The organism is Mucilaginibacter aurantiaciroseus, assembly GCF_024055595.1.
In the GTDB taxonomy this organism is placed as follows: Bacteria; Bacteroidota; Bacteroidia; order Sphingobacteriales; family Sphingobacteriaceae; genus Mucilaginibacter; species Mucilaginibacter aurantiaciroseus.
In genome coordinates, this window is the sequence record NZ_JAMXOF010000002.1 from 119,620 (window position 1) to 144,448 (window position 24,829).

The window sequence follows — 24,829 nt, forward strand, 5'->3', positions numbered from 1 at the left end:
TTTACTTTTTAAGGGCTTTTACAACGAGGTCAAAAGTTTTCCAAAGTATCTCATCCGTCATTTTAAACGGCATGCCGCCCATGCTCTGGCCCTCGTTATCAAAGCGGATAAGGTTATATAGCGGTGAAAATGCTATTGACCAATATACTTCAAAGGGCATTACTTCAATTTCGCCACGGTTGATAATGTTGTGCATAAACTTGCCCATGGTTACTTTAAATTCAGTTAAAAAACCGGCCAGAAATTCCTCCTGGTAGCTAGATGTTCGTAACTGTTCAAAAAAGGAATTCATTAGCGGGTAATCTACCATATACTGATAGCGATTTTTCCATTGCCTGCGCAAGCCATACTCAAACGGCATATCCGGGTTAAAATCTTTGATCATGGCTTCTGCCATAACCGTTCCTTCTTCATGGGCAATTTTCAGGATCAGATCATCGCGATCTTTATAATAGATATAGAGCGTAGCAACTGAAATACTGCATGCCTTTGCCAGCTTATTCATGCTGAAGCCTTCCAGTCCGTCTTTAACTATCAACGCTATAGCGGTTTGCTTTACCAGCTGTACTTTATCTATATTCCTGATGCGCATCTTATATTTGTGTATGGCACAAATATAAATGAATATTCATTCATTTATATTTATTTACGAATTAGGATAAGAATTTGATTATTAAGGGGTGCGTGGAAAAAAGCAATGATGGGAAATGTAAGGGTGCATAAAGCGCCGACGGCTATTACATAGCCGAAGTTACCATTTGGGCAAATGGCATAACAAATTAATACCCCTAAAAGCGGGGTAATAAAATGAGGTTATCAATAAAAAGTTTAAGGAAAAAGGGTGCTGGGTCTTTTAAGCATGATGCACACAATTGATTTAGAATCCCCCTCTAAACCGGATTAATCAGCGTTTTTTTGGGCAACGTATTCCCAAACCGAGCCGTAGACGTATGTTTTTTTTTCACAGAAACTGCAGGAGTATCTTTTTATAGGCAACCAAAATAAGGTTGCTTTCATCCAGACTGGTCTTCGTGCCCTGGTGGTTAATTTGCCTTTCTGGCAGTGGGAGCAGGCTTTCTTTTGTCTTGTTTCCATTTTGAGGGATTTGCAAACGATAACAGTTAATCAATAATTATATATAATCATCTTAAGCATCAGTTAGCATAGCTATGTACTTTTGCGTTAAAATTAAATTTTTCGGTAGATGTTAATCAAAGCGATTGGTTGAACATGATCTGACCAATTGCTTTGGAAGTCCAAATATGAGTGTAAATGACCTTTTAAACTAATTTAGGGGGTAGACAAATGTAAGACAAATATTTTTAAAGTAGCTATTAGGTGCATTAAAGCTTGTTTATAATGCCTTCTAACTCATCACCCTCTAAAATTTCCATTTTTTTACGAAGGCGCTGTTTTGCCTTTTTCACGCCATCAACCGAAATGCCCAGCATGCTTGCCATTTCGCGGTTGTTAAGTTTAAGTTTAATTAATGCCAGCAACCTTACATCAGTACCAGATAAATTACCATACTCCTGGCGTAAATTGTAAAAGAAAGTATTATGTACCCGCGAGAATAGTTTTTTAAACTCGGCCCAGTTATCCTCTGTCATGATATGGGCCTGCATCATTTTATCTAAATTTTCGGCCATCTCAGATCCGCTGTATTTAGATTGTATGTTTTCGAGCTCTGTCTTTATCTCATCTATCAGGATATTCTTTTGGGTAAGATTTTCGGTGTAGCCGTTCAATACCAGGGTTGCATTCTTTAACTCTTCGTCTACCCAACGTTTTTCTGATGCCAACAACTCCTTGTCTTTTTTTGCTTTTAGCCGCTGGCGGTTGCAAATAAGCGCTTTGATTATGATCAGTAGCGCAAGCACCACTATAATAGTGTTTAATTTAAAAGTATTTAAATTGGTGCTTTTCTTTAAATCATTAAACTCTTGGCGGCTCTTTTCGGTTATCCATTGCATTCGTACACGTTCAATGGCTGCTATATTATCGCGCTTGGATACTATTTCCCGTAATTTTTCTGACTGGTTATGAAATTTAAACGTGTCCCTGATATTATCTTTCCTGTCGCTAATGATAGCTTTTAACCCATAATATAGTACCTGCTGGCCTAATACATTTTCGGTACATAAAGCCAATATTTTATCGGTGGTATTTAACTGCAGGCTTGCCTCTTCTAACTTTCCATAATCTACATTGGTACGCACCAGCCGAAGCAAGTCTATTGCCGAGTTTATCTTCTGATGGTATTTAACAGATTGATTGTAATCATTCTGTATTAAAGGGAAGGCTTTTTCATAGTTGTGCTGTATAAAATATACCCACCTAATGTTGCCGGTAGCTATTGCCATGCATACCGTGTTCTTAGCAGATCGGGCCATTTTTAGCGCGTTATCAAAATAGGCCATCGAGGTATTGTACTGTCCATCGTTATGATAAGTTAGCCCTATCGTATTTATGATATTGATACGCGTACGCGATATTTTAGTTTGATGTTTTTGCGCTTGGCGAAGGTTTTGGCGGGCGTTGTCAAAATCCCCATGGGAGTAGTAAAAGTTTGATGCCTCAGAAAAAAGGTTGCCCATGCCCGGAACGTTATCAAAACCCACGTCACGAAAATTCTCTTCGGACAGGAAGTAGTACCCGCAAGCCTCGGCTTTTTTTTTATACAGGAAGCTGTAATTTGCTTTGCGATGCTGGTAAATACCGGTTTCCAGTTGCATTTTTTCCTCTTGGGCAAAGGCAATGGCCTTGACAAAGCATTTATTGCTTAGGTTATTATAGCCGCGGTTAACTAAATAATAATCATCACTCAGATCATACGTGACGCAAATAAGCGGACGGTTGTTTAAATCATTTGAAATACGGGCCGGGTCATTAAGGCTATGCATAGCATCCGCTTCGGTTATTTTGCGGCAATCCTTATATAAAACCAATGCCGCATTGGCGCGACGGGCTTCGGCAGTATTTTTAAGGGTGTTTAAAACATTGGGCCGATATACGGGTTTTTTTTCCTGTTTGGCTGCGTAAGAAAACAAAGGCGCAATTAACAGTAACCATAAAGGCAGCGCACATAAAATTTTACACAATAGGGCTTTAAAAAACTTTGGTGTCAAAGCTAAATAGTTAATTAGTAGGGGAAATATTTACGGTATAAAATTACTAAAGATCAATTATTTTTTACAATTAATCTTTAGTAAAATTCAGCCTAAATTAAGGGGGATTTTTACCTGCTAATTAACTGATAGGGCATTTAATAACTTCGGGTTCGTGGATCTGTTTTAATGATAGCGGGATAAGCTTTCTTGTTTTAAGGAAGGTAATGGTTACGATCATCAGCGTCATGCTGCCGCCAAATAAAACCGCCGGTATGGTGCCCAATAGTTTAGCTGCCATGCCCGATTCAAAATCGCCTATCTCGTTAGATGAACCAATAAACATAGAATTTACTGCAGATACCCTCCCACGCATATGGTCGGGCGTTAAAAGTTGCATGATAGTGCTACGGATGATAACACTTACACTATCAAACGCGCCCTGCAGAAACAGGAACAATAGCGATACGTAAAAAACGGTTGACAGGCCAAATCCGATGATACAAACACCGAAACCTGCTACTGCGATCAATAAATTACGCCATGGTTTGTTCATGGGCGAGAAGCGGATCATGGCCAGCATCGTTAATGCAGCACCTAATGAAGATGCCATACGCATAATGCCCAAGCCTTCGGCACCTACCTTTAAAATATCAAGGGCAAAAACAGGAAGTAATGCAACAACACCGCCAAAAAATACCGAGAACAGATCGAGGCTCATGGCGTAAAACATCATCTTGTTGGTAAAAACAAAATTGAGGCCTTCTTTCAGGCTTATCCAAATATTTTCTTTTGGGATAAAAACCGGCGGGTACTCGCGTAGCAGATAAACCAGTATAAGGGATACCAGCATAAATATTAAGGTTAACCCAAATGTTGCTGTAATGCCGCTAAGGCCGGGTATAATATGATGCGCAAACCCATAGATAAAACCACCTGTAAGCGGCCCGAGGATGGATGCTACCTGCCAGCTGGAACTGCTCCAGGTACTGCCGTTCGGATACAACTCTTTAGGGATGCTATGTGCGTAAATGGAAAATGTTGCCGGGCCGTAAAAGGCCCTTGCCACACCGTTGCAAAATATCATGGCGTAAAGTATCATTAAGATGCCATTGGTGTGTATTTGCGATGCCACATTGGTTAATGTTGTAATAAACATTACCAGTGATGATAAAAATACCCCCAAAAATATGATGAGGAGCATCTTGCGTTTTTCGTACTTATCAGCAATGTAACCACCGTATAAGGCTATCCCAACTGCAGGTATGGCTTCGCTTAAGCCGATAAAGGCCAGTGCAATTTTGCTATGTGTTAATTGGTAAATGTAAAAGCCCAGTACAACCGTTTGCATTTGGTAGGCAAACGTAAAACAAAACCGCATGCCTAGGTACGATCTAAAATCCTTGTATTTAAGGGCTGCAAATGAGTCGGTTTTGGGTGTTATTGTTCCGTCGTCTGGCAATGTGGTGGTATATTAAGATTGAGGCCGCAATTTACAACAGTAAGATGCGGCCTAAAAGCAATATTGTTTAAAAAGTTAAACCGTGTTGGTCTATCAAATAAACCAATGCGGTAATGGCTGCTGCGCCCAGTTCAAGTTCGCGTTTGTTTACGTTCTCAAACACATCATTAGGCGTATGGTGGATGTCGAAGTATCGTTGTGAATCAGGCCTGAAACCTATTAACATAATAGATGGTCTGGTTTCTTTCAACGGGCCAATATCTGTACCGCTGCCACCGGCTATTAATCTGTCGGCTTCGTATGGTTCAAAAAGTGGTTTCCATTTTTTATTGAGATCTTTTAAGAACGAGGCTGATGCGCCTTCAAAGCTAAAGCCACGTGGGGTAAAGCCGCCTTCGTCTGTTTCAATAGCTGCAATGTGCTCTTCTTTATTCGCGGCAGCAACTTCGGCATATTTTAAACCGCCTTTGTGGCCATTCTCTTCATTCATAAAAAACACAGCGCGTATCGAGTTTTTTGGTTTATAACCTGTAGCTTTTATAATCCTTAAAACTTCTACTGATTGCATTACACCGGTACCATCATCATGCGCCCCCTCGGCCAGGTCCCATGAATCCAGGTGACCGCCAACAGTAATGAATTTATTGGGGTTTTCGATGCCTTTTATTTCGCCAATTACGTTGTATGATTTAACGTCCGGCAAAGTTTGGCAGCTTTGTTTAAAGTAGAATTTAATAAGCGGCAATTTGCGTAACCTAAGCATGTTGCTCAGCTTATTTGCTGCCAAAGTAGATATAGCCGCTGCCGGGATCTTCCTGCCACCTTCGGCATAAACGGTACCGCCGGTATGTGGGTAATCATCAAGCGCCGGGGTTATAGAACGTACAATGGCACCAACCGCGCCATATTTGGCTGCTGCTGATGGGCCTGCAAAACGCTGCACACCTGCCGCGCCGTAGCCCGCGCCGGTCTCGATAAAGCGCTGATCGAACGGGCCGTTAAAGAAAACTATTTTGCCTTTTATAACGCTCTCGCCAAGCGCATCTAATTCTTTTATGCTGCGTACTTCCACAATATTTGCAGTGATACCTGCCGCAGGTGTGCCTACCGACATGCCCAGGGCCGCTATTGGTACTGCTATTTTATTTTTACCGTCAATAATATAACCCTGCTCTTTATCGCCGCGTACCCAATGCGGTACCATTACTTCTTGTAGGTAAACTTTATCAAAGCCGTAACCATCCATCAGTTTCTTGCTCCACTCTACAGATTTTGCTGCACCTGCCGAGCCGCTTAAACGCTGGCCTATTTTTTTACATAGGTAGCGCAGGTTTTCATAACATTGGCCATTAACCAGGACCTCGTCGTAAAACTTACGGATCTGCAAAGAATCTTGCGCTTGCGACGCTAGAGTTGTTACTAATAAAACGAAAGAAAGGAGGAAGGTTTTTTTCATGATAGGATGCGTTCAAGCAAATGTAATATTTGCCACGCATTTTAGCATGTGTTTTATGATATTTTATCCCAGCTTAACCCGGCATTTTTTGCCTGGAAAGTTAAGTTCAGGATCTGATTTTCGGGAGCAGTCAGTTGCGGGTCTTTCTCAAATATTTCGATAACGAGGTTTCGTGCTTGCTGTAATATTTCCTGGTCGGTGGTTAAGTCGGCAATTTTCAAGTCTAATACGCCGCTTTGCTGGGTGCCTTCGATGTTACCGGGGCCGCGCAGCTGCATATCAATCTCCGCTATCTCGAAACCGTTATTGGTTTTTACCATGGTGTTTAAACGGATGCGGCCATCGTGGCTCAGCTTTTCGTTACTCATCAAAACACAAAAGGATTGCTCGGCGCCACGGCCAACCCGGCCACGTAACTGGTGCAATTGCGATAGGCCAAAACGCTCGGCATTTTCAATGATCATTACAGATGCATTGGGCACATTTACACCTACCTCTATCACGGTGGTGGCTACCATTATCTGCGTTTCGCCTTTTACAAAGCGCTGCATTTCAAAATCTTTTTCGGCGGCCTTTAATTTGCCGTGCACTACACTGATACGATATTGCGGCAACGGAAACTCGCGCGACATAATCTCGATGCCGCTCTCCAGGTTTTTAAGGTCCAGTTTTTCGCTTTCTTTTATCAGCGGGTATACTACATAAACCTGTCGCCCTTTGGTAATTTCGTCTTTTATAAAACCAAACATGCGCAGGCGCCGGGTTTCGTAATAATGTACGGTTTTGATAGGTTTGCGGCCGGCTGGGAGTTCGTCAATTACCGAGATGTCCAAATCGCCGTACATTGTCATGGCCAGGGTGCGGGGGATAGGGGTGGCCGTCATTACCAAAATGTGTGGCGGTACCACATTTTTTCGCCATAATTTCGCTCTTTGTTCAACCCCAAAACGATGCTGCTCATCTATCACCACCATGCCCAGGTTTTTATATTGCACTTTGTCTTCAATAAGCGCGTGGGTGCCTATCAGGATATTAAGCGTGCCATCTTCCAGTTTCTCGTGGATAACCTTTCGGGCTTTGTTAGGTACCGATCCGGTAAGCAAGGCCACCTCTATAAAACCATCGCCCACTAAACTTTTGATGGTTTGGTAGTGCTGATTAGCCAAAATTTCGGTAGGGGCCATAATGCAGGTTTGGAAACCATTATCGATCGCTATAAGCATGCTCATTAGGGCTACCACCGTTTTGCCGCTACCCACATCACCTTGTAAAAGGCGGTTCATTTGTACGCCGCGCTGGGTATCCGTTCGGATCTCTTTCAGTACCCGCTTCTGTGGATTGGTTAACTCGAAAGGTAATTTATCGTGGTAAAAATCATTAAAGTAATGGCCTACCTTATCAAATATATTTCCTTTGAATTTTTGTGTGCGTGTTAATTTAGTTTTTAATAGCTTTAGTTGCAGGAAGAATAGTTCCTCAAACTTTAATCGGTATTGTGCCTCCTTTAATTGATTAGCATCATTAGGCGAATGGATGTTGCGGTAGCTCTCCTGCCTTCCCGCCAGTTTAAACCGGTTGAGGATGTAGGCCGGTAAATTCTCGTGAATGTCTTTAGCGGTTTGCTCAAGTAAGGCCGCTATCAGCTTTTGCAGGCCTTTACTATCTAAACTAAATTGCTTTAATTTTTCGGTTGAGTTGTAGGCCGGCTGAAGGGTTAAGTTGCCTTTTTGCTGCGGAGCGCCCGGTAGATATAGATCCATTTCAGGGTGGGCCATTTGGGCCTTACAGTTAAAAAAACCCGGCTTGCCAAATATCACATACACTTTACCAGGGATGAGCATCTTCTCGGCCCATTTGATACCCTGGAACCATACCAGTTCAATAATGCCGGTATCGTCATTAGCTTGTACTACTAAACGCTTGGTCCGCTTTTCGCCAATAAGTTCTTTTCTTGTTACCCTTGCAAGCACCTGTACGTAGGGCATATCGGGTTGGATATCCTTGATTTTGTAAAATCGGGTACGGTCTATATACTTATAAGGAAAGTGCTTTAGCAGGTCTTCAAAATTGTTTATCTGCAATTCTTTTTTAAGCACATCCGCACGGGCTATGCCTACACCTTTTAAATATTCAATGGGTGTATGAAAATGCAGTTTATCCAATTTTCTATCCTGATCAGGGTTTTAAAGCAATTACAGAGATCTCTACATTAACACCTTTTGGCAGGGCTGATACCTGCACGGTTTCGCGCGCCGGGAAATCAGCTGTAAAGTATGAACCATATACTTCGTTAACTTGTGCAAAGGTTTGCATATCTGTTAAAAAGATGGTGGTTTTAATAATGGCATCAAAACCTATACCGGCCTCAGTTAGTATAGCTTTAAGGTTTTCCATAACCAAAGTAGCCTCGTCGGTAATGCCGGTGGTGATGATCTCGCCTGTTTTTGGGTTAGCCGGAATTTGGCCGGATACAAAAAGTAAACCGTTGGCAGCTACTGCCTGGCTATACGGGCCTATTGGCGCAGGTGCATTATTAGTATTGATGATGGTTTTCACGATAGTGTTTGTATTATGAAATTACTTTTTTAGGATGAACCACTGGATAAGTTTCCAGGTAATGCCGGCCAAAAACATAGTGATGGCAATGGCATTTATAACATGCATAACCTTTAGGTTAAAGCTGGTGGGCCTGTTTGGGTCTTTTTTTCTAAAGAAGTACATAACACAAATTTAATAAAAAAAAAGAAAGCCCTCCGAGTTATTCGGAAGGCTTCTTAAATAATATTTTTATTTAGATATTATTTTTGTTTGAAGGCAACACGACGGTTAGCAACACGTCCTTCTTCAGTTGAGTTATCAGCAATTGGGTTAGTTTCACCAAAACCTTTAACTTTTAATTTTGATGCAGCAACACCAGAGTTAACTAAGTAAGTTTTTACAGAGTTAGCACGGTCACGTGATAATGATATGTTGTGAGCAGCAGTACCCTCAGATGAAGCGTAACCGTTAATCTCAGCAGTTTTACCAGATGAACGTAAGTCTGCTGAAGTTGCATCTAATACTGGGTAAGAAGAAGTTCTTAATACCGAGCTATCAAATTCAAACTGAATGTTTGAGTAAGCAGCAGCAGTTGACACAGCAACAGTTGAATCAGCTTTTGGGAATACGATAACGCAACCAGAACCGTCAACAACGCTACCAGCAGGAGTGTTAGGGCATTTGTCAAATTGATCAGAAACGCCGTCACCATCAGAATCTTTCTTAAGATCAGTAACTGCGTTTTCAACGTTAGTTACACGGCCTTTAAGAGCTTCAACTTCTTGGCGTAAAGCGGCATCGTACAATTCGTCGTACATCATTGCAACCGGGTTAACCCATTCTAAGCTCGGTTTTGATTTCGAACCTAAAGTGAATTCTAAACCACCGTAACCGTATGAGTAGTGATCTTTAGAGTTTCGTGCGTTTTTAACGCCATCAAAGTTGCTACCATCAATAAAGTTCTGAGTATAACCAAAGTTTAATGCAACTACGTCACTTAAGCGGAATTTTACACCAACACCAACTGGTACTACAAATTCTCTAATGTACCTACCACTACCTGGCGCACCACCGGCAGCACCGTCTTTGTAGTTAAAAGGAATACCAGCACTAGTTACACCTATAGGGTTGTACATAGCTAAACCAGCACCTGCGTTGATGAAAAAGTTAACAGAGTTTTTACGACGAATAAAGTCGATAGTTGCAACGTTAATAACACCACTTAAAGTAGCTTGGTAAAATTTAGTTGAGTAGATACCTGGGTTACCAGCGATGCTGCTGTTATCGCCAGAAACTTTACCACCACGTACATCTAATTGTAAACCAAAGTTGTGACCTAATTGATCACGCACAGAGATACCGTAACCTAATTCGATGTTTTTGTTTCTAAAGTCGTTACCACCACCAGTTGCAAGAACTTGTGAGGTTGCGCCGACGTTTAAACCGATGCTCCAGGTTTTGTACTGACCTCTTCCGCCAAATACTTTAGCGGTAGTTGCGGTTGATGACATTGTTGTGTCTGCCATGGTTTTAGTGGTAACGGTTTTAGTGCTGTCTGTTTGCGCACTTACCATACCAGCAACCAGCAGAGAAGCAAATGATAATGCTACTGATTTCTTTAATGTAGAGTAATTCATAGTTTTAAGATTAAACGATTTAATTGTGATTTTTTTCAAAATTAGTAATTATGTTTGAAACAAATACCAAATCTTGTTCCAATATTCACAATATCTACTACAATCAATAGTAATAATTTGTTTTTTTAAAATCAATATTTTATATCCCATGAAATATCTACCTGTTAACGAACAGTTATTTACAAATAATAGAAAAAATTTCGTTTCGCGAATAAAACCCAACTCAATAGCTATATTTCACTCCAATGACGAATATCCAAGAAATGGCGACCAAAACTTCATTTTTAAGCAAAACCCCGATTTTTATTACCTCACAGGCGTAGACCAGGAGCAAAGCATATTGGTTTTATATCCCGATTGTCCTAATCAGCGATACAAAGAAGTACTTTTTTTAAGACAAACTAACGACCATATTGCCGTTTGGGAAGGACACAAGTACACTAAAGAAGAAGCACGCAAAGCATCGGGCATCCAAAACATATATTGGTTACAGGAATATGATACCGTTTTGCATACTGTAATAAACTATTCAGATAATATATATATCAATACTAATGAGAACGATAGGTATGCACATACAGTACCCTATCGCGACCTGAGGATGCTGGAGACCCTGCGTCAGAAATACCCGCTGCATCATTACGAAAGATCGGCCCTTATACTGCGCGATCTGCGTGTTGTGAAATCGGAAATTGAGGTAGAACTTACCCAAAAGGCATGTGATATAACAAGAGACGCATTCATCCGTGTACTAAAATTTGTACAACCCGGCGTAGCCGAGTACGAAATAGAGGCCGAAATAACCCATGAGTTTTTAAAACAGCGTGCAACAGGGCATGCTTACAACCCAATTATAGCATCGGGCAAAAACGCTATTGTACTACATTATATAGACAATAACCAAGTTTGTGGCGATGGCGATGTGATCCTGTTTGACTGGGCTGCAGAATACGCCAACTACAATGCCGATATGAGCCGCTCTATCCCGGTGAATGGCCGTTTCACTAAACGCCAGCGCCAGGTGTATGATGCTGTATTGCGTGTATTTCGCGCGGCAAGTAAAATGATTGTTGCAGGTACGGTTTGGAACGAATATCATGACGAGGTAGGCAAAATAATGGCAGGCGAGCTGATAGATCTGGGCTTGTTATCAAAACATGATGTTGATAAGCAGGACCCCAAATCGCCTTTATATAAAAAGTATTTTATGCACGGGACATCGCACCACCTTGGGTTAGATGTGCACGATTTTGCAAGCCGCTACAAACCGTTCGAGGTTGGTAACATCCTTACCTGCGAGCCGGGCATCTACATCCCCGAAGAAGGCTTGGGCATCCGTTTAGAAAACAACATTTTGATCACCAAAGATGGTAACTACGACCTGATGGCGCATATCCCTATTGAGGCGGAGGAGATTGAAGAGTTGATGAACTCGAAATAGTGAGTGGTTGATTGGGTGAGTGGTGATTAGTTAACCATTCACTCACTTAATTTAACTAATTACCCAACATAGTTGGATGCGAACTGATAGATGTTAAAGTCATCATTAACTAAAGCCCTGGCAAGATCCTGCTGAAGTTTTTGCTTTTCTATCCCCATCATTTTATTTTGCTGGATAATGTTGTACACCTTTTGAGTGAGCAGTAACTCGCGGCGGGTATTTTTGGTTTTTTTGTTTGATAAGATAAAATTGGCAATGGCATCTATCCCCTCGTTTTTGGATGCCACCGTTTTAAATATGGGCAGCTTACCATCCTTACTTTGTAGTAATATCTTTTTAAGGTTGTTGATGAACAGGTCGGCGCCATCCCTGTCGGCTTTGTTGATGATAAAGGCATCGGCAATTTCCATCAATCCCGATTTGATGTTCTGGATCTCATCACCAGCCTCGGGTACCAACATTACAAAGGTAAGGTCGGCAAGGCCTGCAACCTCCACTTCTGATTGTCCTACGCCAACGGTTTCCACAATAATATGATCAAAGCCAGATGCACGTAGTACATCCGTCATCTCGATGGTTTTGGCAGATAACCCACCCAACGAACCACGCGTAGCAAGCGACCGGATAAAAACATCCGGGTGGTTAAAGTGCGAGGCCATGCGGATGCGGTCGCCCAGTAATGATCCAAAGTTAAAAGGTGACGTAGGGTCTATAGCCAGTACGGCTACTTTTTTACCTTGTTGCACCAGGGTATTAATAATGGCATTTACCAGCGTGCTTTTACCTGCGCCAGGCGGGCCTGTTATACCTATAATAGGTGTATGTATATTAAAAATAAGGCTTTTTAAAAGCTGGGTGCTGCCGGTAAGGCTGTTTTCCACTATAGTTAACGCCCGCGCTACCGATCTAAAATCGGTGCAGGTAGGTGTTATATAGGGTGTGGATGCGGCCATGTATCAAAGAAACAAAAATACGCGTTAATTAATCAAGCCATAATAATATAAATGAACAAGCTTAGATAATTATATTTGCAGCACATACATATATATACAGTAGTTTGAATTGCATACTAATAAGCCGGACCGATGCTATAGGTGATGTAGTACTTACTTTACCGATGGCAGGCTATTTAAAAGACCTTTATCCTAAATCCAAAATTTTGTTTTTAGGAAAGGCCTACACAGGCCCTGTAATTAAATGCGATAAATTTGTTGATGAGTTTGTAGATTATACCGAACTGCTGAAATTATCATATCAGGAACAAATAACCTTTTTACAGCAAAAAAACATCGATGCCATAGTGCATGTGTTCCCTAATAAGCAAGTGGCCAAATTGTCTAAACAAGCTGGGATAAAAACAAGGATAGGCACAACCAACAGAATCTTTCATTGGTTTACATGTAATAATCTGGTGAAGCTAAGCCGCAAAAAATCCGACTTGCACGAGGCTCAATTAAACCTTGTACTATTAAAGCCTTTGGGCCTTAAAGAAGTACAAACCCTGCCACAGGTGATAGCCCATACCAGTCTTAAACCAACGATATCATTGTCTGAAAAATTTGAGTTTTTATTCGATTTTGAAAAATTCAATTTAATCCTTCATCCAAAATCGAATGGCAACGGTGTAGAGTGGGGGCTTTGCAATTATAAAAAGCTTGCCGATGCCTTGCCTGCAGATAAGTTTAAAATATTCATCTCCGGATCTGATAAAGAAAAGGAACTGCTTACCCCTTGGATAAAAACCCTGCCTTCGCACGTGGTTGATATTACCGGTACCATGACACTTGACGAGTTTATCGCGTTTATATACAGGGCCGATGGCCTGCTTGCATCAGGCACCGGGCCATTACATGTTGCGGCGGCGGTAGGAATCCGAGCTTTGGGATTGTTCCCATCGTTACGGCCGATCCATCCGGGCAGGTGGGCACCTTTGGGCAAAAAAGCTGAGTATTTAGAAAGTGGAAATGGCGATCTGGAAAATATTTCCGTAGAGATGGTTGCAGCAAAAATTAATAACTGGAAATGAGCAAACCACGCGTTTTAGTAACCCTCGATTCTATGCGGTACCCCAATACCGGGCTGTACAGCTTTGGTAAAAGTTTGGCCAGGGCTTTGTTAAACCATAACACAAAGTTTGATCTCGACTACTTTTTGTATCCCGGCAGCAATACCGGCTTCGAGGCGGAGGAGGTGCACAAAACCTATCTTAAGAAGTATAATAAGTTCTTTTTCATCAATAGTAATAAGGTGGATCTGTTCCACTTTACAGATCAGTTCTCGCGCCTAAAACCAAAAAAAGTACATAGCGGCAAAATGATACTGACCATACACGATATTAACCAAGTACACGAAAACCTGAGCCCTGAAAAGTTAAAACTGTACCTGAAGAAACTTGGCGAGCGCATTAACAAGTGCGAGCGAATAGTCACTATATCAAACTTCACGGCTAAGGATGTGCTGCACTACTACCCGCACATCGCTCATAAAATAAGCGTTATATATAACGGTGCCGATAAACTGGTATTGAAGGATTACCATGCTCCTGCTTATGTCCCGAAAAACCCTTTTTTGTTTACTATCGGCATCGTATCTGCAAAAAAGAACGCGCATGTTTTGCCTGCTTTACTTGATGGAAATGATCTTGAGCTGGTGATAGCAGGAATTAATACACCCTATAAGGCCGATGTTATGGCACAAGCCAAAAAGCATGGCTGCGAAGAACGTGTTAAAATTACCGGCCCCATAAGTGATGACGACCGCGCCTGGTATTATAAAAATTGCGAAGCTTTTGTTTTTCCATCCATTGCCGAGGGCTTTGGCTTGCCGGTGATAGAGGCCATGCACTTTGGCAAGCCGGTGTTTTGCTCAACCCGAACCTCGCTGCCCGAAATTGGTGGAGATGCCGCTTATTATTTTGACAACTTTGACGGGGATGCCATGCAGCAGGTGTTTAAAAATAGTATTGCCGATTTTAAAGGGAATAACCGCTCAGCAAAGGTTATGGCACATGCCGAGAAATTCAATTGGGATAATACCGCCATACAATATCTACGTTTATACGAGGAAGTACTGGGCGTTTAAGGTTACTCTTTTCCCTTTAGTTTCCTGATCTTAAACCTGAGCCACATTTTAAGGCCAAAGTTTTTTAGGATGAGCGATGGTTTATCCTGCTCAAAAACCATATCGCGCGATTGGCCCGAAACGCCGGTATCGGCAAATTTTGCTATCACATAATTAAGGTATACGAATTTCAAATCCTTATCGCCAAAGGCCTGCATATTCAAAGCAAAATCGGCAGATGACTTATATTTTAAATTATAGGCATAGCGCTCAAAAATAATTTTAGGATAAATAATAGATTGCTGAATAATGCCATGCTTAGCCAGGTAATAGTCAGACACAGGGCCAAGTGGTTTTAGGCCCCGGGTAAGCACACTGCCGTAGTAAACATAACCAGGGTTTACTAGCTCCAGGGCCATAGTCGAAAAATTGGGCAGTAGCTCATCATCAGCCCCTAAAAAGTAGATCCATTGGCCTTTTGTATAAGCCAGCGCTTTTGTCATGGCGTCATATATACTGTTATCGGGTTCGCTTTTCCAGTAGGTGATTTGCTTGGTATTGCTTTGTAAGATTTCTTGTGTGTCATCGGTGCTGTTGCCATCAACCACAATTAGTTCAAGGTTTGGATAGGTTTGCATAAAAATACTTTGCAGGCAGGTTTGCAGGGTTTTTGCCGCATTGTAAGTAACAACAATTATGCTTAGCAGTGCGTTATTGGTGTCTGCGGGATTAATTCCGTGTTTTTCATTTACCATTGGTACTATTGCTTAAATTAGCGGCATAGCATTATGCATTTGCAAAGTAAGTCCATTTAAACAAAATTCCATCTTGAAAATATTATTCGATCATCAATATTTCTCTACCCAAAAGTATGGGGGCATTACCCGTTATTTTGCGGGGTTGAATGATGGCCTCAATAAACGCCCCGGGGTTTCAGGTAAGATCGCAGCCCTTTATTCAGAAAATGCTTACCTGCCCAAAGGTTTATTGCCATTAGATAATGTAATCGGCAAAAATATCTTCAACCGCCACAATAACCGTATGTTCCGCTGGAATAAACGCTATTCTAACTATCTTATTAAACAATACAATTACGATATTTTCCACCCAACGTATTACGACACCTATTTTTTAAACGGTATAAAAAATCCATTCTTAATTACGGTTCATGATATGATCCACGAAACACTGCCCCATTTGTTTCCCGATTCGGCAGCGGTCATCGCCAGGAAGAAGCAACTGATAGAAAAGGCAAGCGCCATCATCGCCATATCAGAATATACCCAACAACAGATCATTAAATATTATCCAAAGGCCGGGGCGAAGATCACGGTAGTGCATCATGGCTATATCTTAAATCCAACATCGGCAAGCGCGCTTATCTTGCCCAAAAAATATATACTATTTGTGGGAGATCGCGCCTTTTATAAAAACTTTGCAACCTTTATTAAAGCTATAGGGGGGGTGTTGCAGCAGGATAATAGCCTGCACCTGATCTGCGCAGGCGGTGGCTTGTTCAACAAAGAAGAACAGAAAATACTATTAACCTTTAACATCGCTGCCCAATGCCAGCAGCTTACTGTAACCGATGCCCAGTTGAAACAATTGTACACCCAGGCCGCTGTGTTTGCTTTCCCATCTTACCAGGAAGGTTTCGGCTTGCCGCTACTGGAGGCCTTTGCCAATAACTGCCCGGTAGTGTGCAGCAATACAACCTGTTTCCCCGAAATAGCCGGTGATGCCGCCTTTTACTTCGACCCGATGGATGAGGCATCTATTAAAGAAGCAGTGACTAAGGTTTCATATGACGATAATATCCGTCAATCGCTTATCGCAAAAGGGCAACAGCGGCTGCAAAGCTTTGCTTTTGATAAATGCGTTGATAATACCATACAGGTTTACAATACGTTATTAAAAAGCGTTTAACTATACATGGCCAAATTTGTATAATTTTGCACCTTAACTTTTTAAATGAAAACGTATTTCCGTTTGCTCTCGTTTGCAAAACCTATCCAAAAGTTTGCAATACCATATGTATTAACTACCCTGTTTGCTGTAATATTTAGTACGTTAAACCTGGCGCTGGTGGCGCCGTTGTTAACAACGCTGTTTGCCAATAACCAAAGCCACGCGGTTTTACCATTAGGCCCTAAACCTGCTTTTATAGATATTATGGCTACATTTAATTATTACGTGCGTTACGCCATTAATAATTATGGTACAGGTGGGGCTTTAAAGTTTGTTTGTGGTACCATTGTAATATCGGCCTTGCTGGGTAATTTTTTTCGTTACCTGTCGCAGCGCATTATGGAGAATTTAAGGGTATATACCCTGTTAAACCTGCGCCGCACTGTATTTAATAATGTGATGAACCTTCACCTTGGTTTTTTTAGTAACGAGCGTAAGGGAGATATTATCTCAAAAATCGCCTCAGATGTGCAGGTTGTACAGTATTCGGTAACTGGCACGCTACAGGTTGTTCTTAAAGAGCCGCTCACGCTGATCGCCTTCCTGGTAATGCTGTTCCTGATCTCGCCAAGCCTAACGTTGTATTCATTTTTGATCATCCCGTTCTCGGCATTTATTATTGCCCGCATTGTAAAACGATTAAAACAACAGGCCGTAGCATCCCAGCAAACCTATGGCAACATGATTAGTTACCTGGATGAAGCACTTTCGGGCATCAAGATCATCAAGGCTTTTAATGCCACGGGTTTTATAAAAAACAGGTTTGATAGCGAGAATAAGAAGTATTCGGATATTACAAAATCTATGGCGCGCAGGCAGCAGCTGGCCTCGCCTGTATCAGAGTTTTTAGGGATATGTATGGTTGCCGGCATTGTTTTGTATGGCGGTAATTTAGTTTTGAATAAGGAAACGCCGTTAAAACCGGCAGAGTTTATTGCTTTTATTGTATTGTTTTCGCAGATCCTAAGGCCTGCAAAAGCTATTTCAGATTCGTTCAGTAATATACACCAAGGGATTGCCGCCGGCGAGCGTGTATTAAGCCTGATAGATGAAAAACCTACCATCGTTGATGCACCAGATGCATCATCCATAAAAGATTTTACCGAGGCTATCCGTTTCGAGGATGTATCGTTTGCCTACCAGGAAAAGGCGGTGTTATCACATGTAGATTTTGTTGTGCCTAAAGGAAAAACTGTGGCGCTGGTAGGCCCGTCGGGTGGTGGTAAATCAACCATGATGGATCTGATCCCTCGTTTTATGGATCCTCAAAGCGGGCGTATTACGGTTGATGGAAACGATATTAAAGGGGTAACCGCAAATTCACTGCGCGGATTGATGGGCGTGGTAAACCAGGAATCTGTTTTGTTTAATGATACCATTTACAACAACATCGCCTTTGGTAAACCCGGTGCAAGCCCGGCCGATGTTGAGGCCGCCGCACGTATAGCCAACGCCCACAATTTTATTTTAGAGGCCGAAAATGGTTACGAAACTAACGTGGGCGACCGCGGAACAAAACTATCCGGTGGCCAGCGCCAACGCATTTGTATAGCCCGTGCGGTGTTAAATAACCCGCCAATAATGCTATTGGACGAGGCAACATCAGCCCTGGATACCGAATCAGAAAAACTGGTGCAGGATGCGCTGAACAACCTGATGAAGAACCGTACATCGCTTATTATTGCCCACCGTTTAAGCACTATCCAAAATGCAGATATGATAGTTGTACTGGAGAATGGTAAACTGATAGAGCAGGGCAACCACCAGGAACTGATCAATAAAAATGGCTTGTATCGAAAGCTGATAGATATGCAAACCTTTAATGAAGGATAATATCAGGGTTTCCAGTTAATTTTGTCTTTTATATATTGCCAATCGCGCATTAGCAGGCTGTCAGGCGCGGGGTTACTTTGTCGTTCTATCTTGGCAATGTACTTTTTTGCTTTGCGGAGTAAAAACTTGTCCCTAACCGGCTCAAATGGGTTAAACTCAAGGTTGGTTTTAGTAAAAAGATGTAAAAATATACCGTCGGTATAAAAGTTATAACCTAATTTATCGGCAATGGCTTTTAGGGTGGTTTCGTTATAAAACGCGATGTGTTGTCCGGTCTCAATCGAAAAATATGACCATTCCTCAATCTTTTCTATTTTTCCCGGTTGTAATTCGGTACTAAACAATAGAGTTTCAGAAAGCTCAAGCATTTTATTTATCTGCGTTATCGGGTCAGGCAGGTGCTCAAAAACCTCAAAAGCGGTAACCAGTTCAAAGCGGGTATTTTTAGGAAGATCGCTCAGGTCAAAATGTTCTGCAAACAAGTTTTGGCAATATGGGTCGGTATGGTAAAAGTTAAAACCTTTATCGCGCATAAGGCGGGTAAATAAACCATAACCGCCGGCGTAATCCAGGAATATGCCTTTCTTATCAAATTTTTTTAGCAGCAGTTTGCTAACCCTGTCGCTTAAATTAATGTTACGGTACGGCAGGCCAACATCAAGTTTGGTTATTGCGGATGTATAGGCTTCGTCAAGCCAGTAGGCCTCTTCAGTTTGGATGAAGCCCGTTTGATTACAACGATAATATTTTACATCGAATTTGCCCATTATTTTGGCCGTAAAAAGGTAGGTAGTATCGCCGCCTGTTATTTTGCTTCGCATTTTCTAAAGGTGCAAATTTTAAATATAATGGGATGTAAATTTTATCTGATAACGGCTATTTTACGCCAAATTGTATGCCTGGTATCGTAAGCTTAACGTTTTAATAAACATATTTGTAATATGAATACCTTAGCCACCTCATCATATCAAACCAGCTCGGCTGTATTATTTATAATTTTTAACCGCCCGGATACCACTGAACGGGTATTCGCCCAAATTCGCAGGGCGCAACCGACGCGCCTTTACATCGCCGCAGATGGCCCGCGTTCACTAAAGCCCGGCGAAGATATTTTATGCGAACGAACCCGTACCATTGCTACCAATGTTGATTGGCCCTGCGAAGTGAAAACGCTTTTTCGCGAGGTTAACCTGGGGTGCAAACATGCTGTGTCATCCGCCATCACCTGGTTTTTTGAGCAGGAAGAAGAAGGCATTGTTTTAGAAGATGACTGCATGCCCAATAACGATTTCTTCAGATTTTGCGATGCGATGCTCAGCCGTTACCGCGATGATACCCGCATTAGGCACATTGGTGGCGCCAATCTGCAGCTTGGTAAACAATGGGGCAATGCCAGTTACTACTACTCCAACATGACTCATGTTTGGGGATGGGCCGGCTGGCGGAGGGTTTGGAATGATTACGATAAAGAACTTTTGCGCTACGAGGTTGCTGATGTGCGCTCTAAATTGGAGGTTATTTTTAACGACCGCTTTGCCGTTGATACCTGGGCAGAAATATTTGCAAAAGTAAAAGCCGGAGAGATTGATACCTGGGATTACCAATACGGCTTCCTGAATTTTTTTAATAATAGCCTGTCGGTGATACCCAACCAAAATCTCATCACCAACATTGGGTTTGGCGAAAATTCAACCCATACCATTGATGCTAACAGCCCTAACGCTAATATACCTTTGCAGGAACTTGGCGAGATAAAGCACCCACTGTACGTGCTGCCCCAAAAACAAGCCGACTACTTTACCCTTAACCAGGGTTTTAACCTGGATTATAGATGGAGGCGTTACAATAAAACCAAACGTAAGCTAAAACGCTGGGTTCAGAACATCTTCAAATAAAAAGCCACCCACCCCAACCGGGCGAATGGCTTTACAAAATCAATAGTTAGATCTTATTAGTTGAACTTAAACCCTAAGCCCAACGAGAATACCTGGTTGCGGTAATCCGGGATGGCCGAGTTGCCGTTCGCGTAGTTTTTGTCGAGGTCGATAGCGTAACGGCCCCTTAGTTCCACATTGCGATTAAGGGTGATGCCTACACCAACAACGCCCGATATGTAGCTTTTATCGCCACGGTAATTATATTCAGATTCTGATATGGTGTTAAAGCCATCATCGTAAGTATTACGGGTTGATGTGATGAATGTTAACTGCGGGCCTATTACAAAATTAAAGCCCGGCACCAAACGGAATTTGGCTAACAAAGGGATATCAACATAATTGGTACGTTGCTTAAATGTACCGTCGATAGTTTCGGCTTTGTAACCCTTTTGCGAAAACAAAATTTCGGGCGCGAATGATAACGGATAGGCAATAGGCACCTCAAAGGTTAAACCCGCGTGCCAGCCTGCAATAGTGCTGGTGCTAAAGTCTGAGTTATAAGCATCAACGGTATTGGAAAAGTTTACACCACCGGCAAGGCCAACTTTTGGCGTGTAAAAATCATCGCCACCGCCCCTGTTATCATAACGTTGTACGGGGGCGGGTCGCCTTACTCCCCGGCGCTGGTAGCGGCGATCGTAACGTTGCGCGCTCACGGTTCCGGCAACGGTAATAAGGCATACGGCCATTAAGAGAAATTTTTTCATCGGTTTTATTTTTTTAATTGTTGCTAAACTACTGTGGGCTAGACACAATATTTCCGGTTTGTTAATTTTATAACCTATAGAGTGAAATCAGGTACCAAGGTTTATTCGTATATCCAATATATATCTTTCTGAGGCAAAACAATTAGCCGTAATTGAGATTTAAGCTACATTTGGATAATAATGAAACAGAAAAATTATATTACCTGCTGCCTCCTTTTAACGTTTAGCCTGCTTACCCAGGCAGTTTCCGCTCAAAATAAAAGCTTTATCACCACTATAACCGAACAAAACCGTTGGGTAGATTCGGTGTTCAAGCAGCTGACCCGTAAAGAAAAGATAGGCCAGTTATTTTACGTAAGGGCGCATACCAACAGGGGCAAGGCCTATGAAGATTCTGTTGCAACCATTATCCGCGACGAACACATTGGCGGCCTGGTGTTTTTCCAGGGCGGGCCGGTAAGGCATGCTAACCTAATCAACCTTTACCAAAAACAATCGCGCGTGCCATTGCTGATAGCCATGGATGGCGAGTGGGGTTTGGGAATGCGGTTAGATTCATCCGTATCCTACCCTTACCAAATGACTTTAGGGGCCATACAGGATAATACCCTCATCTATAAAATGGGGCAGATGGTGGCCTATGATTTTAAGCGGCTGGGTATGCACATCAACTTCGCACCCGATATGGATGTAAACAATAACCCCAATAACCCGGTGATCAACTACCGTTCGTTTGGGGATAATAAATACAATGTTGCCAAAAAAGGGATTGCCTACTTTACCGGCATGCAGGATGCAGGCGTTATCGTCTTCGCCAAGCACTTCCCCGGCCATGGCGATACCAATGTGGATTCGCATTTTGCTTTGCCGCAGCTGCCATTTACCAAAGGCCGGTTAGATTCATTAGAAGAATACCCATTTAAGCAAGCCATTGAGGCAGGTATTAGCGGTGTAATGATAGCTCACATGAATATCCCGGCGCTGGATAGTACCAAAAATTTGCCTTCTACTTTATCCCGCCCGATAGTTACCGGGGTATTAAAAGATTCGCTAAGATTTAGAGGCATTGTAGCATCAGATGCCATGGAGATGCAGGGCGTAGTAAAAAATTTCCCGAATGGCGAGGCCGATGTAAGGGCTTTTTTGGCAGGGAACGACTTAATAGAATTATCCGTCAATTCAAAAAACGGCGCGAAGCTTATTTTAAAAGCCATCAAAAAGAAACAGATCAGCAAAGAAGAATTTGATGCTAAGATCAGAAAATTGCTTGCCGCAAAGTACTGGGCAGGGTTAGCTAATTACAAGCCGGTATCATCAACTACCATCCCACAGGATATAAACCGCACTGCCGCTGCCGAGCTGATCCAGCAACTGGCAGACGCATCGGTAACGGTAATAAAAGGGAGCGGCCAAACCATCCGCCAGGATCCTTTAAAGAAAACCGCAATTATTAGCATTGGGTTAGATAAGCCCACCGTTTTCCAGATGGAGCTTTCTAAATGGTACCCCAACAGCATGATCTTCCACGTAGATAAAAACATGGGCGTGCCCGAAATGAACCGTATGCTTCAGGTACTAAAGCAGTATCCGCAAGTTTTTGTCAGCATCCACGATACCCGCACCCGCCCCGCCAGCAAGCTCGATTATAGTAATAACGTAAAGCTGCTGATATCTGAACTGGCCGCTAAGCCAAACACGGTAATGAGCCTTTTTGGCAACCCATATACCATTGCAGGTTTGCCAGGCATCGAAAAAAGCACGGGCATAATTGTAGGCTACCAAAAAGAGGATGCTATGCAACGTTCGGCAGTGAAGGTGATAACAGGGTTGATTAAACCAGCAGGTAAACTACCGGTGAGTGTAAACGCGTTTTTCCCTACCGGAACGGGCATAAGTTTTTAATTACTTGCTAAAGCTTTTTTAAAGGTAGTATCGTTGGCGTTAAGCACGCGGTAGTAAGCGTTATTGCCCCATTTAAAACGGGCGGCGTTGGCTTTCACCAATATTTTAATGGTTTCTTTTGATTGCTGCAGCTCTGCCGGGTTAATTTGCTTAATAGTTTGCAGCGCGTAGGCTATAAAATTTTTCAGCCCTTCATCGCTCAGGTTATACTGCTCAATAAAATTATCTGCAGTTGGGTATTTGGATAGAGCGGGTTGTAACCTATCAATGATGTAAGCGGTAAAAAGCTGGTTCTGCGCAAGCTGGCTTACCAGTTGAGTATTCTGTGCGGTATCGGCAGGTACAAAAACATCGGGCATTATACCACCACGGCTAAATACCTTGCGGCCTTTGGTGGTATGGTAGGTTGATCCTCCAAGAAAGGCACTATCACTTAAGTTGTTCCCGGCATTTAATAACTCGCCCTTGCGGATCCTGTTAAGCAGTTCGTTACGATAACTCGCCACGCCGTTTGAATAAGATTTTTGGATCGACCTGCCCGACGGTGTGTAATATCTTGCCACCGTTAGGTTTATGGCCGTGCCATCTCCAAATGGGAACTGCTGTTGTACCAAACCTTTACCAAACGACCGGCGACCTACAATAGTAGCCCTGTCCAGGTCCTGTAAAGCGCCCGCCAGTATCTCACTTGCCGATGCAGAGTATTCATCAATAATAACAGTCAGGTCACCATTCTCATAACTGCCAAAATCTGTCGCGAAGTAATCTGTACGCGGCTCGTGGCTGCCTTTGGTGTAAACTATAAGTTTGCCTTTTGGTAAAAACTCATCTGCCATACTGGTGGCTGTATTCAGGTAGCCGCCGCCGTTTCCGCGCAGATCCAGCACCAATTTTTGCATACCATTGGCCTTTAGTTTTTTAAGGGCGCCTCTAAAATCGCTATCGGTGGTTGAGGCAAATTTGCTTATTTTAACATACCCCGCGCTGCCAACGTTATAGGCTGCATCAAGGCTGCTTAAGCTTACACGATCGCGTTTTATAGTGAAATCTTTAATTTTTTTAAAGCCATCGCGGCTTATGCCCAGGCTTATCTGCGTGTTCTTTTCGCCCCTGAATGTTTTGCTGGTGCGCTGAATATCCAGTTTAGTGCCCGAGAATGGCTTGCCATCCACATTGATCACCCTATCCCCAACCATTACACCTGCTTTAGCAGCGGGGCCATCAGTACTAACCTGGGTAATAAATAAAGTATCGCGCAGCAACTGGTATTCTAAGCCTATGCCGTTAAAGCCGCCTTCCAAACGTTCGTTAATGTAGCGAGCCTGTTGCGCGGGTAAGTAAACCGAATGCGGGTCGAGGTTTTGCAGCATATCGTTCACGGTCACACCCTCGATACTGTCAGTGTTTACCGAGTCGACGTACTTATTGTTAACCAGAGAAAGTACGCGTGAAATTTTGTCGGGACCGGCACTTAGGCCAAGTTTGCGGCCTACCATATCACCATTAGTAAGAAGTATGCCGATACCTATTCCTATCAAAATTAATATCAGCGTCCTGAAAATTATACCCGCAGTTCTTTTCATGTGTAAATGGCCATTGCAAATCTAATAAATAGCGGCTATTGCTTATAATTTAGTTCATCTTCGTTGCTTTGATGTTTTTTATTCAATTTTGTTAAAATATTTATCGCCTCACCGGGCCCTCTCCAAAGGAGAAGGTTTAAAATGCAAGTTCAAGTTCTCTCCTTTGGGGAGGATAAAAAGTTCGGCTCCCTCCGCTTT

20 protein-coding genes are annotated in these 24,829 nt (G+C 42.5%); 7 read left to right on the top strand and 13 right to left on the bottom strand.

Annotated features, from left to right (window positions below; all coding sequences use genetic code 11):
- Position 1: 1 nt before the first annotated feature.
- The 8 genes from NAF17_RS08635 to NAF17_RS08670 all read right to left on the bottom strand — a co-directional run bounded on the left by NAF17_RS08635 (position 2) and on the right by NAF17_RS08670 (position 10,239).
- Positions 2-592 (bottom strand): TetR/AcrR family transcriptional regulator, encoded by a 591-nt coding sequence (locus NAF17_RS08635; protein ID WP_252757602.1) that lies wholly within the window; start codon positions 590-592, stop codon positions 2-4.
- Between the two features lie 751 nt (positions 593-1,343).
- Positions 1,344-3,050 carry a hypothetical protein gene (locus tag NAF17_RS08640; protein WP_252757603.1) on the bottom strand — a complete coding sequence of 569 codons (1,707 nt, stop codon included), beginning with the start codon at positions 3,048-3,050 and terminating at the stop codon, positions 1,344-1,346.
- A 199-nt stretch (positions 3,051-3,249) separates the two neighbouring features.
- Positions 3,250-4,569 carry an MFS transporter gene (locus NAF17_RS08645; protein ID WP_252757604.1) on the bottom strand — a complete coding sequence of 440 codons (1,320 nt, stop codon included), beginning with the start codon at positions 4,567-4,569 and terminating at the stop codon, positions 3,250-3,252.
- Positions 4,570-4,636: 67 nt separating this feature from the next.
- Complete coding sequence (locus NAF17_RS08650) at positions 4,637-6,025, bottom strand: M20/M25/M40 family metallo-hydrolase (protein WP_252757605.1); 1,389 nt, start codon at positions 6,023-6,025, stop codon at positions 4,637-4,639.
- 53 nt (positions 6,026-6,078) lie between these two features.
- The gene (gene recG, locus NAF17_RS08655; protein ID WP_252757606.1) at positions 6,079-8,187 is read right to left on the bottom strand and encodes an ATP-dependent DNA helicase RecG; all 2,109 of its coding nucleotides are present in this window, start codon (positions 8,185-8,187) and stop codon (positions 6,079-6,081) included.
- 13 nt (positions 8,188-8,200) lie between these two features.
- On the bottom strand, positions 8,201-8,581 hold the full coding sequence (locus NAF17_RS08660; RefSeq protein WP_252757607.1) for a RidA family protein: 381 nt from the start codon (positions 8,579-8,581) through the stop codon (positions 8,201-8,203).
- 21 nt (positions 8,582-8,602) lie between these two features.
- Positions 8,603-8,746 (bottom strand): DUF6728 family protein, encoded by a 144-nt coding sequence (locus tag NAF17_RS08665; RefSeq protein WP_252757608.1) that lies wholly within the window; start codon positions 8,744-8,746, stop codon positions 8,603-8,605.
- Between the two features lie 77 nt (positions 8,747-8,823).
- Positions 8,824-10,239 (bottom strand): OmpA family protein, encoded by a 1,416-nt coding sequence (locus tag NAF17_RS08670; protein WP_370340925.1) that lies wholly within the window; start codon positions 10,237-10,239, stop codon positions 8,824-8,826.
- Positions 10,240-10,348: 109 nt separating this feature from the next.
- On the opposite strand from NAF17_RS08670, the gene NAF17_RS08675 reads away from it, so the two are divergent.
- Positions 10,349-11,641: an aminopeptidase P family protein gene (locus NAF17_RS08675; protein ID WP_252757609.1), complete on the top strand. Its 1,293-nt coding sequence runs from the start codon at positions 10,349-10,351 to the stop codon at positions 11,639-11,641.
- Between the two features lie 59 nt (positions 11,642-11,700).
- On the opposite strand, the gene meaB is transcribed toward NAF17_RS08675, so the two are convergent.
- Positions 11,701-12,594, bottom strand: coding sequence for a methylmalonyl Co-A mutase-associated GTPase MeaB (gene meaB, locus NAF17_RS08680; protein ID WP_252757610.1), 894 nt, complete (start codon positions 12,592-12,594; stop codon positions 11,701-11,703).
- 164 nt (positions 12,595-12,758) lie between these two features.
- Here meaB and NAF17_RS08685 point away from each other — a divergent pair, with 164 nt between their 5' ends.
- Both NAF17_RS08685 and NAF17_RS08690 read left to right on the top strand, forming a co-directional pair.
- Entirely contained in the window at positions 12,759-13,667 is a 909-nt protein-coding gene (locus NAF17_RS08685) for a glycosyltransferase family 9 protein (RefSeq protein ID WP_252757611.1), read from the top strand.
- Positions 13,664-14,722 (top strand): glycosyltransferase family 4 protein, encoded by a 1,059-nt coding sequence (locus tag NAF17_RS08690; protein ID WP_252757612.1) that lies wholly within the window; start codon positions 13,664-13,666, stop codon positions 14,720-14,722. Before NAF17_RS08685 ends, NAF17_RS08690 begins: the two co-directional genes overlap by 4 nt.
- A 2-nt stretch (positions 14,723-14,724) precedes the next feature.
- Here the strand turns inward: NAF17_RS08690 and NAF17_RS08695 are convergent, their stop codons facing one another.
- Positions 14,725-15,456 carry a glycosyltransferase family 2 protein gene (locus NAF17_RS08695; protein ID WP_252757613.1) on the bottom strand — a complete coding sequence of 244 codons (732 nt, stop codon included), beginning with the start codon at positions 15,454-15,456 and terminating at the stop codon, positions 14,725-14,727.
- Between the two features lie 73 nt (positions 15,457-15,529).
- Between NAF17_RS08695 and NAF17_RS08700 the strand changes: the two genes are divergently transcribed.
- Together NAF17_RS08700 and NAF17_RS08705 are read left to right on the top strand one after the other, a co-directional pair.
- Positions 15,530-16,627 (top strand): glycosyltransferase family 4 protein, encoded by a 1,098-nt coding sequence (locus NAF17_RS08700; protein ID WP_252757614.1) that lies wholly within the window; start codon positions 15,530-15,532, stop codon positions 16,625-16,627.
- A gap of 45 nt (positions 16,628-16,672) precedes the next feature.
- Positions 16,673-18,502, top strand: a complete 1,830-nt coding sequence (locus NAF17_RS08705; protein WP_252757615.1) for an ABC transporter ATP-binding protein — start codon at positions 16,673-16,675, stop codon at positions 18,500-18,502.
- A 2-nt stretch (positions 18,503-18,504) separates the two neighbouring features.
- Here the strand turns inward: NAF17_RS08705 and NAF17_RS08710 are convergent, their stop codons facing one another.
- On the bottom strand, positions 18,505-19,323 hold the full coding sequence (locus NAF17_RS08710) for a class I SAM-dependent methyltransferase (protein ID WP_252757616.1): 819 nt from the start codon (positions 19,321-19,323) through the stop codon (positions 18,505-18,507).
- Positions 19,324-19,443: 120 nt separating this feature from the next.
- Between NAF17_RS08710 and NAF17_RS08715 the strand changes: the two genes are divergently transcribed.
- Positions 19,444-20,397: a nucleotide-diphospho-sugar transferase gene (locus NAF17_RS08715; RefSeq protein ID WP_252757617.1), complete on the top strand. Its 954-nt coding sequence runs from the start codon at positions 19,444-19,446 to the stop codon at positions 20,395-20,397.
- A gap of 56 nt (positions 20,398-20,453) precedes the next feature.
- On the opposite strand, the gene NAF17_RS08720 is transcribed toward NAF17_RS08715, so the two are convergent.
- Positions 20,454-21,146 (bottom strand): porin family protein, encoded by a 693-nt coding sequence (locus tag NAF17_RS08720; protein WP_252757618.1) that lies wholly within the window; start codon positions 21,144-21,146, stop codon positions 20,454-20,456.
- A gap of 180 nt (positions 21,147-21,326) precedes the next feature.
- Here NAF17_RS08720 and NAF17_RS08725 point away from each other — a divergent pair, with 180 nt between their 5' ends.
- The gene (locus tag NAF17_RS08725) at positions 21,327-23,048 is read left to right on the top strand and encodes a glycoside hydrolase family 3 protein (RefSeq protein ID WP_252757619.1); all 1,722 of its coding nucleotides are present in this window, start codon (positions 21,327-21,329) and stop codon (positions 23,046-23,048) included.
- Here the strand turns inward: NAF17_RS08725 and NAF17_RS08730 are convergent.
- Positions 23,045-24,631, bottom strand: a complete 1,587-nt coding sequence (locus tag NAF17_RS08730; protein ID WP_252757620.1) for a S41 family peptidase — start codon at positions 24,629-24,631, stop codon at positions 23,045-23,047. The two genes, NAF17_RS08725 and NAF17_RS08730, sit on opposite strands and share 4 nt — an antisense overlap.
- Positions 24,632-24,829 lie beyond the last annotated feature (198 nt).

Bases quoted from the DNA above. Each gene is read 5' to 3' on its own strand.
- NAF17_RS08725 (WP_252757619.1), top strand. From the start codon at position 21,327: ATGAAACAGAAAAATTATATTACCTGCTGCCTCCTTTTAACGTTTAGC.
- meaB (WP_252757610.1), bottom strand. From the start codon at position 12,594: ATGGCCGCATCCACACCCTATATAACACCTACCTGCACCGATTTTAGA.
- NAF17_RS08715 (WP_252757617.1), top strand. From the start codon at position 19,444: ATGAATACCTTAGCCACCTCATCATATCAAACCAGCTCGGCTGTATTA.
- NAF17_RS08675 (WP_252757609.1), top strand. From the start codon at position 10,349: ATGAAATATCTACCTGTTAACGAACAGTTATTTACAAATAATAGAAAA.
- NAF17_RS08720 (WP_252757618.1), bottom strand. From the start codon at position 21,146: ATGAAAAAATTTCTCTTAATGGCCGTATGCCTTATTACCGTTGCCGGA.
- NAF17_RS08685 (WP_252757611.1), top strand. From the start codon at position 12,759: ATGGCAGGCTATTTAAAAGACCTTTATCCTAAATCCAAAATTTTGTTT.
- NAF17_RS08710 (WP_252757616.1), bottom strand. From the start codon at position 19,323: ATGCGAAGCAAAATAACAGGCGGCGATACTACCTACCTTTTTACGGCC.
- NAF17_RS08705 (WP_252757615.1), top strand. From the start codon at position 16,673: ATGAAAACGTATTTCCGTTTGCTCTCGTTTGCAAAACCTATCCAAAAG.
- NAF17_RS08695 (WP_252757613.1), bottom strand. From the start codon at position 15,456: ATGGTAAATGAAAAACACGGAATTAATCCCGCAGACACCAATAACGCA.
- NAF17_RS08650 (WP_252757605.1), bottom strand. From the start codon at position 6,025: ATGAAAAAAACCTTCCTCCTTTCTTTCGTTTTATTAGTAACAACTCTA.
- NAF17_RS08730 (WP_252757620.1), bottom strand. From the start codon at position 24,631: ATGAAAAGAACTGCGGGTATAATTTTCAGGACGCTGATATTAATTTTG.
- NAF17_RS08665 (WP_252757608.1), bottom strand. From the start codon at position 8,746: ATGTACTTCTTTAGAAAAAAAGACCCAAACAGGCCCACCAGCTTTAAC.
- NAF17_RS08635 (WP_252757602.1), bottom strand. From the start codon at position 592: ATGCGCATCAGGAATATAGATAAAGTACAGCTGGTAAAGCAAACCGCT.
- NAF17_RS08690 (WP_252757612.1), top strand. From the start codon at position 13,664: ATGAGCAAACCACGCGTTTTAGTAACCCTCGATTCTATGCGGTACCCC.